This window comes from Sphingomonas sp. BK481 (assembly GCF_014194875.1).
GTDB lineage: Bacteria > Pseudomonadota > Alphaproteobacteria > Sphingomonadales > Sphingomonadaceae > Sphingomonas > Sphingomonas aerolata.
The window spans coordinates 236392-246491 of sequence record NZ_JACIAP010000007.1; the positions used below are offsets into that span (position 1 = coordinate 236392).

Annotated in this window: 7 protein-coding genes and 1 tRNA gene; 2 read left to right on the forward strand and 6 right to left on the reverse strand. The window is 66.4% G+C overall.

From position 1 onward, the window contains the following. Positions 1–25: 25 nt before the first annotated feature. The 4 genes from glgB to FHY04_RS15020 form a co-directional block, all read right to left on the reverse strand. Positions 26–2188 (reverse strand): 1,4-alpha-glucan branching protein GlgB, encoded by a 2163-nt coding sequence (glgB, locus tag FHY04_RS15005; protein ID WP_183937004.1) that lies wholly within the window; start codon positions 2186–2188, stop codon positions 26–28. Further along, positions 2185–4611: a glycogen/starch/alpha-glucan phosphorylase gene (locus FHY04_RS15010; protein WP_311725065.1), complete on the reverse strand. Its 2427-nt coding sequence runs from the start codon at positions 4609–4611 to the stop codon at positions 2185–2187. The genes glgB and FHY04_RS15010 overlap by 4 nt, the downstream gene beginning before the upstream one ends. Positions 4612–4741: 130 nt before the next feature. Then, positions 4742–6049 carry an Nramp family divalent metal transporter gene (locus tag FHY04_RS15015; RefSeq protein WP_183937005.1) on the reverse strand — a complete coding sequence of 436 codons (1308 nt, stop codon included), beginning with the start codon at positions 6047–6049 and terminating at the stop codon, positions 4742–4744. 169 nt (positions 6050–6218) lie between these two features. After that, positions 6219–6842 carry a DNA-3-methyladenine glycosylase gene (locus FHY04_RS15020; RefSeq protein WP_031396277.1) on the reverse strand — a complete coding sequence of 208 codons (624 nt, stop codon included), beginning with the start codon at positions 6840–6842 and terminating at the stop codon, positions 6219–6221. 72 nt (positions 6843–6914) lie between these two features. On the opposite strand from FHY04_RS15020, the gene FHY04_RS15025 reads away from it, so the two are divergent. Further along, positions 6915–7232, forward strand: coding sequence for a 2Fe-2S iron-sulfur cluster-binding protein (locus tag FHY04_RS15025; RefSeq protein WP_031396278.1), 318 nt, complete (start codon positions 6915–6917; stop codon positions 7230–7232). A gap of 36 nt (positions 7233–7268) precedes the next feature. Here FHY04_RS15025 and rlmB read toward each other — a convergent pair whose 3' ends face one another. Beyond that, positions 7269–8015 carry a 23S rRNA (guanosine(2251)-2'-O)-methyltransferase RlmB gene (gene rlmB, locus FHY04_RS15030; RefSeq protein WP_183937006.1) on the reverse strand — a complete coding sequence of 249 codons (747 nt, stop codon included), beginning with the start codon at positions 8013–8015 and terminating at the stop codon, positions 7269–7271. Positions 8016–8036: 21 nt separating this feature from the next. Next, positions 8037–9686: a M20/M25/M40 family metallo-hydrolase gene (locus tag FHY04_RS15035; protein ID WP_183937007.1), complete on the reverse strand. Its 1650-nt coding sequence runs from the start codon at positions 9684–9686 to the stop codon at positions 8037–8039. 126 nt (positions 9687–9812) lie between these two features. Between FHY04_RS15035 and FHY04_RS15040 the strand changes: the two genes are divergently transcribed. Next, positions 9813–9899, forward strand: a tRNA-Tyr gene (locus FHY04_RS15040). Positions 9900–10100 lie beyond the last annotated feature (201 nt).

Sequence of the window (10100 nt, forward strand, 5' to 3'; positions counted from 1 at the left end):
CCCGTTACCCGCGGCTTGTTCCGTCTCAGCCCTCAAACTCGAGCATGATCGTCGCGAGCGGGGGCAAGGTGACCCACGCCGCGCCGTCCTCCGCGACCACGCCGCCGAGATTGCCAAGCCCGCTGCCCCAATATTCATGCGCGTCGCTGTTGATGATCTCGCACCAGCGGCCGTCGAGTGGCAGCGGGATGCGGTAAGGCGCGCGCGCGATCGGCGTCATGTTGGCGATGACGGCAACGGGCTTCGCGCCGGGTGCCTTGCGCAGCCAGGCGAAGACCGAATTGGCGGCATCGTCGGCGATCAGCCACTCGAAGCCGTCGGCTTCGCAGTCGCGCGCGTGGAGCGCGGGCTTGTCGCGATAGACCGTGTTGAGGTCGCGGACGAGGTTGCGGATGCCCTCATGGCTGCGGCTGTTGCGCAGGCACCAGTCGAGCGCGCGACCTTCGGACCATTCGCGGCGCTGCGCGAATTCCTGCCCCATGAAGAGCAGCTTCTTGCCCGGATAGCCCCACATGAACGCATAATAGGCACGCAGGTTCGCGAATTGCTGCCAGTCGTCGCCGGGCATCTTGGTCAGCAGCGAGCCCTTGCCGTGGACGACCTCGTCATGGCTGAGCGGCAGGACGAAATTCTCGCTGAACGCATAGACCAGGCCGAAATTGATCTCGCCGTGATGATGCTTCCGGTGCAGCGGATCACGCGCCATGTACTGGAGCGTGTCGTGCATGAAGCCCATGTTCCACTTGAACCCGAAGCCCAGGCCACCGCTCTTGCCGTCGTCGCCGACGGGAGCGGAGACGCCTGGCCAGGAGGTCGATTCCTCGGCGATCGTGAAGATGCCGGGATGCTGGCCGTACACCGCGCGGTTCATGTCGCGCAGGAAGGCGACCGCCTCCCAGTTCTCGCGCCCGCCGGTGTCGTTGGGGATCCATTCGCCCGCCTCGCGCGAATAATCGCGGTACAGCATCGACGCGACCGCATCCACGCGAAGCCCGTCGATATGATAGCGCTCGGCCCAGAACAGCGCGTTGTTGACGAGGAAGGACGATACTTCGCGCCGCCCGAAATTGTAGATCGCGGTGTTCCAGTCGGGGTGGAAGCCGAGCCGCGGGTCTTCATGTTCGTAGAGCGCGGTACCGTCGAAATGCGCGAGCCCGAACGCATCGGTGGGGAAATGCGCCGGCACCCAGTCGAGCAGCACGCCGATCCCCGCCAGATGCGCGCCGTCGACGAACCGCGCGAACCCCTCGACATCGCCGAACCGCGCGGACGGCGCGTAAAGCCCGGTCGTCTGATAGCCCCAGCTCGGATCATAGGGATGTTCGCTGATCGGCATGAACTCGATGTGCGTGAAGCCCATCTCGACCACGTACGGGATCAACCGGTCGGCGAGCGCATCCCAGGTCAGGAACCAGCCCTCGGCATCGCGGTCCCATGATCCTGCATGCACCTCGTAGATGCTGATCGGCACACGGCGGGGATCGACCGAGGCCCAGTGTTTGCGGTGGCTCGTATCCGCCCATTCATGCGCGAGCGTGCGGGTGATCGACGCGGTCGCGGGACGCAGTTCGCTGGCAAAGGCAAAGGGATCGGCCTTCAGCGGCTGGAGTCGGCCATCGGGACCGACGATCTCGTATTTATACGCGCGATATTCCGCGATGTCGGGGATGAAGATCTCCCAGACGCCGACGTCGCCGCGCCTGCGCATCGCGTGGCGGCGGCCATCCCAGTCGTTGAAGTCGCCGACCACCGAGACGCGCTGCGCATTGGGGGCCCAGAGCGCGAAATGCACGCCCGGCGCGCCTTCGTGCTCGATCAGGTGCGCGCCCAACTTGTCGTGGAGGCGGTGGTGATTGCCCTCCGCCATCAGCAGGTCGTCGATCGGGCCGAGCACCGGACCGAAGCTGTACGGGTCGGTCACCCACCAGTCCGTGCCGCCGCCCTCGGCGTGATATTTCACCGGTTGCGGATCGCCGTCGATCGGGCCCTCGAACAGGCCGCGATCGTCGATCCGGGGGAGCGTGCCGAGCGTCGTGCCGTCGAGCGCATGCGCCTCAGCGGTCGTCGCACCCGGCAGCCACGCGCGCGCAAACGTGCCGCCGGGGCCGGCATGCACGCCGAGCAGCGAGAAGGGATCGTCGTGACGCCCCTCCAGCAGGGCAACGATGGCGCCTTCGGGTGGCTTCACATTACCGTCCAGATATCGCGGGCATATTCACGGATCGTCCGGTCCGACGAGAACCAGCCCACGCGTGCGACGTTGCGCACGGTCGAGGCAACCCACGCGTCGCGATCGTTCCAGCGCGTGTCGACGCTGCGCTGCGCGGTGGCATAGCTGTCGAAATCGGCGGCGAGCATGAACCAGTCGCCCTCGTACAGCCCGCCCATCAGCCCGGCGTAGCGCTGACGATCATCGGGCGAGAACACGCCCGAGGCGATCGCCGAGACCGCCTGGCAGAGCTCGTTCGACCCGTCGATCACGCTGCGCGGATCATAGCCCGATGCGCGCTTCGCTTCGACCTCGTCCGCGGTCATCCCGAAGATGAAGATGTTGTCGTCGCCGACCCGGTCCTTGATCTCGATATTCGCGCCGTCGAGCGTGCCGATGGTCAGCGCGCCGTTCATTGCGAACTTCATGTTGCCGGTGCCCGACGCCTCGAGCCCGGCGGTCGAGATCTGTTCGCTGAGATCGGCGGCGGGGATGATCTGCTCCGCGAGCGACACATTATAGTTTGGCAGGAACGCGACCTTGAGCAGTCCACCGACCGACGGGTCCGAGTTGATCCGCCGCGCGACATCGTTCGCCAGTTTGATGACGAGTTTCGCATTGTGATAGCTCGACGCCGCCTTGCCCGCGAACAGCTTCACGCGGGGCGTCCAGTCGCGTTCGGGATGGCTGCGGATCTGGTCGTACAGCGCTACCGTCTCAATGATGTTGAGCAGCTGGCGCTTATACTCGTGAATGCGTTTGATCTGCACGTCGAACAGCGCGTCGGGGTCTATGCGCAGCCCCATGCTGTCCTTGATATGATTTACCAATGCCACCTTGTTCGAACGCTTCACCGCCCAAAACCGCTCCCTGAACGCGGAATCGTCGGCAAAAACATCGAGATCGATCAGCCGTTCGGCATCATCGAGGAAGCCGTCGCCGATCGCGTCGCGGATCAGCGTGGTGAGGCCCGGATTGCACTGCTGCAGCCAGCGGCGCGGGGTTATCCCATTGGTCTTGTTGTTGATCCGCGTCGGATAGAGGCGGTGGAGATCGGCGAAGACCGTCTTCTTCATCAGCTGCGTATGCAGCGCCGCGACGCCATTGACGCTGTGCGATCCGGCAAAGGCGAGGTTGGCCATCCGCACGCGCCGCTCGCCGCCTTCGTCGATCAGGCTGATCGCGGCGATCGCGCGGTCGTCGATGCCGTCCACGCCGCGCGCCTCGCGCAGCAGCCTTGCGTTGATCGCGTAGACGATCTGCATGTGGCGCGGCAGCAGGCGCTCGAACAGCGGCAGCGGCCAGCTCTCCAGCGCCTCGGGCAGCAGCGTGTGGTTGGTGTAGCCAAAGGTCGCGCGCGTGATCTTCCACGCCTCGTCGAACGCGAATTCGTGGTGATCGATCAGCAGCCGCATCAGCTCGGCGACCGACACCGCGGGGTGCGTGTCGTTCAGCTGGATCGCAGCCTTGTCGGGCAGCGTGCGGATGTCGCCAAAATACTGGATGTGGCGGCGGACGATGTCCTGGATCGACGCGGACGAGAAGAAATACTCCTGCCGCAGCCGCAACTCCTGCCCCGCAGCGGTCGAATCATTGGGATAGAGCACGCGCGTGAGCGTCTCGGCGCGGAGCTGGTCCGCGAGCGCGCCGGAAAAGTCGCCCGCGTTGAACCGGTCGAGCTTGATCGGATCGAACGCGCGCGCGGTCCACAGCCGCAGCGTGTTGACGTGTTCGCCGCGCCAGCCGACGACGGGGGTGTCGACCGCCATCGCCTCGACCGCCTCGGCGGGGCTCCAGTGAACCTGGCCGCTGTCGGTCGCGATCACCTCGCCGCCGAAGCCGATGAAATAGGCGCTCTCGCGGCGTTCGAACTCCCAGGGATTGCCGTGAGCGAGCCAGCTTTCGGGCATCTCGACCTGCCAGCCATCGTCGATCCGCTGGCGGAACATGCCGTTCACATAGCGGATGCCATAGCCATAGGAGGGCAGCGCGAGGCTCGCCATGCTCTCCATGAAGCACGCCGCCAGCCGCCCGAGCCCGCCATTGCCGAGTGCCGCATCGGGCTCGATCTCCTCGAGCGCGGCAAGGTCGACGCCGTGCAGCGCGAGCGCCCGCGACACCTCGCCGCTGCGTTGCAGGTTCGTCACCGCATCGCGCAGTAGCCGGCCGATCAGGAATTCGAGGCTGAGATAATAGACGCGCTTGGCACCCGCCGCATGCGCCGCCTTAGTCGACGCCATCCAGCGTTCGACGATGTCGTTGCGCACGGTGAGGATCGTTGCCGCGAGCCAGTCGTGCGGAAGCGCGGCCTGCGCATCCTTGCCGATCCGGTGGACGAGCGTGTCGAGGATCGAATCGGCCAGCGTCTGGACGGAGCGCTGCAGGGCGGGGTTTGCGGTCACGCGAATTCCGTATCTCGTTGTCGTCACCGGTGATCCTAGCCGCGCGGACACCTTTGTCACGCGGACTTGCGAGGTCGCGGGACGCGATCGGCCAGTTAGCCGTGCATCCCCTGATCCATGTCAGTTTATCTCAGAGCATGCCGATCAGCAGCGTCGCGTTGAGGCCGATAATGACCGCGGCGATGACCCAGGCGAGCGCTTTCAGCCAGACCGGGCTGACCAGCGATCCCATGATTCGCGCGTCCCCGGTGAACTTGACGAGCGGCACGACCGCGAAGGGGAGCTGCAGGCTCAGCACGACCTGGCTCAGCACCAGCAGCCGCGTCGCGCCCGCATCGCCCGCGGCGCCGACCACGAATACCGCGGGGATGATCGCGAGCAGCCGCGTGACGAGCCGCCGCGCCCAGACGGGCATGCGCAGGTCGAGGAAGCCCTCCATCACGATCTGGCCGGCGAGCGTGCCCGTCACGGTCGAATTCTGCCCCGAGGCGAGCAGCGCGACCGCGAACACGACGCTCGCCGCGCCCATGCCGAGCATCGGCGCGAGCAGCGCATGCGCCTGATCGATATCGGCGACGTCGGTGCGCCCCGCGACGTGGAAGGTGGCGGCCGCGAGGATCAGGATCGCGGCGTTGATGAAGAAGGCGAGGCCGAGCGCGATCGTGCCGTCGATCGTCGCCATCGTCACCGCGTCGCGCTTGCCCGCCTCGGTCGGCGCGAACGCGCGCGTCTGGACGATCGACGAGTGGAGATAGAGGTTGTGCGGCATCACCGTGGCGCCGAGGATGCCGATCGCGATATAGAGCATCGCCGGGTTGGTGACGATCTCGGTCGTCGGCACGAGCCCGCCGAGCACGCCCGCCATGTCGGGCCGCGCGAGGAACAGCTCGAAGATGAAGCAGCCGGCGATGATCACCAGCAGCGCGACGATGAACGCCTCGAGCTTGCGGAAGCCGAAGCGTTGCAGCGCGAGGATCAGGAACACGTCGAGCGCTGTCAGCACGACACCCCAGACCAGCGGCAGGCCGAACAGCAGTTTGAGCGCGATCGCGGTGCCGAGCACTTCGGCCAGATCGCAGGCGATGATCGCGATCTCGCACAGGAACCAGAGCACGACCGAAACGCGCTTCGGATAATGCGCGCGGCAGGCCTGGGCGAGGTCGAGCCCGGCGACGATGCCGAGCCGTGCGGACAAGGCCTGGAGCACCATCGCCATCAGATTGGACAGCAATACGACCGACAGGAGGGTGTAGCCGAACGCCGAGCCGCCGGCGATGTCGGTCGCCCAATTGCCCGGATCCATATAGCCGACCGCGACGAGATAGCCCGGCCCGACGAACGCGAACAGCCGCCGCCAGAAGGGCGCGCCTTCGGGGATTGCGACGGTGCGATAGCTGTCGGACAGCGAATGGGCGAGGGCGGAACTGGGCGGCGGCATCGCCCGTGCTTTGCCGGATGGGAGCGGAGGCGACAAGCGGTTCGGTCGGTAGGCGGATATCGGACGGGCGGCGCACGCTCTTCTTGCTCCCGTCATCCTGACTTTCGTCAGGATGACGGGAGGGGGCGAGTGGGGTCTCGCGGGCATGGCCTCGCTTGAGCGGCCGCGCTCAGATCACCTTCATGTCCGCCTGGTAATGATGCCATAGGAAGATCGCTGCCGCGCCGCGGTGCGGGCGCCAGGCTTCGGCGAGTTCGCGGGTCAGCTTCTCGCTCGGGCGGGCGTCGTGGCCAAGTATGCGGCCGATCTCGATCTGGACCGCGAGGTCGCCCGCGGGCCAGATGTCGGTGCGGCCCTCGGCGAACAGCAGGTAGATCTCCGCCGACCAGCGGCCGATGCCCTTGACCCGGACCAGCGCTGCAATCGCCTCCTCGTCGTCGGCGGGCAGGTTCGTCAGGTCGAGCCGGCCGCTCGTCACCTCGTCGGCGAGGCTGCGCGCATAGCCGAGTTTCTGCCGCGACAGCCCCGCGCTGCGCAGCGTCTCGTCGCTGGCGGCGGCGATGTTGGCGGGGTCCGCGGCACCGCCGACGAGCGCGTCGAGCTTGTTCCAGACCGATTGCGCGGAGGCGACGCTGACCTGCTGGCCGAGGATCGTGCGAAGCAAGGTCGCGAAGCCGCGCTCGCTGATCCGCGGGGCAGGGTGGCCCTTGTTCGCGACCGCCACCGCAAAGGCGGGTTCGATCGCGCACAGCGCGGTCATAGCAGCCTGCAACTGGTCGGCGTTCAGGCCCATGACAAGAACCTTGCAGCTTGATCGGGGCGGCGGCGCGCGGCATGGACCGCGCACGGTTTTTCGGAGGACAGCATGCCCAAGCTTATCGTCGTGACGCGGGACGGGGAAGAACGCGAGCTCATGGGCGAAACGGGTCTTTCGGTCATGGAAGTCATCCGCGACGCCGGGATCGACGAGATCCTCGCTTTGTGCGGCGGCTGCTGCTCCTGCGCCACCTGCCACGTCCATGTCGACCCGGAATTTGCGGCCAAACTCAAGCCGATGAGCGAGGACGAGAACGACCTGCTCGATTCGACCAGCGACCGCGACGACTATTCGCGGCTGTCGTGCCAGATCGACATGACCGATGCGCTCGACGGGCTGAAGGTACGGATCGCCGCCGAGGATTGATCCGGTCCCTCTCCCCCGCGGGGGAGAGGGAGAGCGTTAGCGCGTCGTCACCGCATAGAGTGCGATCGCGGCGGCGTTCGAGACGTTGAGGCTCTCGACCTTTTCCGAAATCGGGAGCTTGGCGAGTTCGTCGCAATGCTCCTCGGTGTTCTTGCGCATGCCCTCGCCCTCGGCGCCGAGCACGATCGCGACGCGCTGCGTGCCCATCGCCTCGGACAACGTCTGCGTCGCATGGCCCGTGAGGCCGATCCGCCAGAACCCGGCTTCGGCGATTTCCTCGAGCGCGCGGGCGAGATTGACCACGCGGATCCACGGCACCGTTTCGAGCGCGCCCGACGCGGCGCGGGCGATCGTGCCCGATTCGGGCGGTGCGTTGCGGTCGGGGGTGACGATGCCGAGCGCATCGAACGCCGCCGCCGAGCGCAGGATCGCGCCGACATTGTGCGGATCGGTCACGCCGTCGAGGATGACGAGCGGACGATTATCGTCCTTGCCATGTTCGAGCAGGTCGGCGAGCCACATGTCCTCGAGCGGCTCGACCTCGATCACCACGCCCTGATGCGGGGCGTCGCCCGGCACCAGTCGCGCGAGATCGGTGGCCTCGGCGAAGGTCACCGGCACGGCCGCGGGCAGGTCGAACCCGGCCAGCGCCTCGCGCGTGCCCATGATCTTGCGCACCGTGCGTTCGGGATTGGCGAGCGCTGCGCCCACCGCATGCTTGCCCCAGAAGCGCGGACGCCCCGCGGGGGCCTTGCTCGGCCGATGGCCCTTGCGTGCTGCCATCAGAGCGCTCCCGTCATCATATCAGTCATCGTCATCGCTATATCCATAAGGGTCGGTCACCACCGGCTTGGTCGGCAGTGGCGTGCGTGGCAGCGCCTTGTCCGCATTCGCCGCGCTGAGCAACACCGATGCGAGCACGATCGACGCCTGGCGCATGTCGTCGGCCTTCAGGTGATCGAAGGTGTCGGCCGACGTATGATGGATCCGGCTGCCATAATCGAGCGGATCCTGGATAAACTGGAACCCCGGCACGCCGACCTGCTGCAGGAAGACGTGATCGGTGCCGCCGGTCGGCCGCAGGACGACGTTCGACGCGCCCATCGACGCGAACGGGCTGAGCCAGTCGCGAAAGATCGGCACGACCGCGGGGTTGGTCTCGGCATAGAGCCCGCGCAATTTGCCCGAGCCATTGTCGATGTTGAAATAGGCGGCGAGGTCGGCATGACCCGGCAGCGGGGTGATCGGCCATTTCTGCGAAAAGCCGTAATAGCTCTGCATCCCGGTCTGCGGCGGGTCGTTGGGGCTGCCGCGTGTCGCCAGATGGCGGGTGACATAGGCCATCGAACCGAGAATGCCCTGCTCCTCGCCCGACCAGAGCGCGAACCGGATCGTCCGCTTCGGGCGGACGCCGGTTGCGGCCAGGATGCGGGCGGCCTCCATGATCATCGCCGAGCCCGCCGCATTGTCGGCCGCGCCGTCCGCGGCGACCCAGCTGTCGAGATGCGCGCCCGCCATGACATAGCCGGCCTTCGGATCGGTCCCGGGAATGTCGGCGATGATGTTGTACGCCTGCGCATCGCTGTCGTCGAAGCGGACGTCGCTGACGATCTCGAGCGTCGGGGCGGGGCCCGCCTTGGCGAGCCGCGCGAGGCGGCGGTAATCCTCCGCGGCGATCTGTACGCCCGGCAGTGCGGGCGTGTCGCCGACACCAAACAGATAGCCTTCGCCGCTGACCAGCTTGCCGTCGTGATAGGCCATCGTCGCGGTCGCGACCGCGCCTTCGCTTTTCAGGAACGCATCGAGTTTCTTCGAGAAATCGAGCCGCTTCATCCGGCGGTCGGCGGCATCGGGGTCGTAATTCGGCTGCTGAAACCGGTCGAGCCTCGCGATATCCTCGCCGCTCAGCCGCTTGAAAGCGGGTTCGGCAGGTTCGTCACCGGTGCCGGGCCGCGTGAGCATCACGATTCTGCCGCTGAGCTTGCCGCGCCATTTCGCGAAGTCGCGCTCGCGCGCCATCGGTGCGACGATCACGGGCGCGCTCAGCGCGGTGCCGTTCGTGCCGGGCGTCCAGGCAATGGGAATCGCGGTCAGCTGCACCACCCGCGGTGTCGTCATCCGCACGCTCGACCGTTCGATCGACCAGCCGCGACCGAAGGCGAACCCTTCCTTGTGGACATTCGTGAGGCCCCAGTCGGCGAAGCGGCGCTGCGTCCACGCCTCCGCCGTGCGCATCGACGGCGAATTGGTGAGCCGCGGGCCGATGACGTCGGTCAGATGCTGGACGGTCACCATGACCTGGCTGTGGTTGGTCCCTTCGTCGATGATGCGGTTGACCATGGGCTGATCGGGCTTCGCGGTGCCGCCACGCTCTTTGGCGGCCGCGGGGCTGAGCGCGATGATCGTTACGGTTGCAGCGAAAATGGCAAGTCGGCACGGACGCGATTGGTGCATGAAGGTCCCCCTGGGCAATTTTTTATGCATGAAAGGCTATGCGGGGGCGGAAGTTGGCGCAACCCGCGTTGACAGCACCGACAAGCTTCGCCATTGAGCCGCCTCGCTCGAGAGAGTGGCCCCTTTGGACAGGTGGCCGAGTGGTTAAAGGCAGCAGACTGTAAATCTGCCCGGGTTTCCCGTACGCTGGTTCGAATCCAGCCCTGTCCACCAAAGCTTTGCGGTATCACCGCCCAAGCTTTGGTCCTTCGCCGGTAGCAAGGCCAGGCGCGAACCTCACAACCTTCAGATCTGTGCCGGGATGTCGTGCGGACATTGTGATCGTGTCCCACCGCGTGGTGTAGCTTCAGCGGCGTAGCCGCTTTGATCTCCGGACATGGCCGGGTCGATCACGCCGCCATGGACGACAACGTG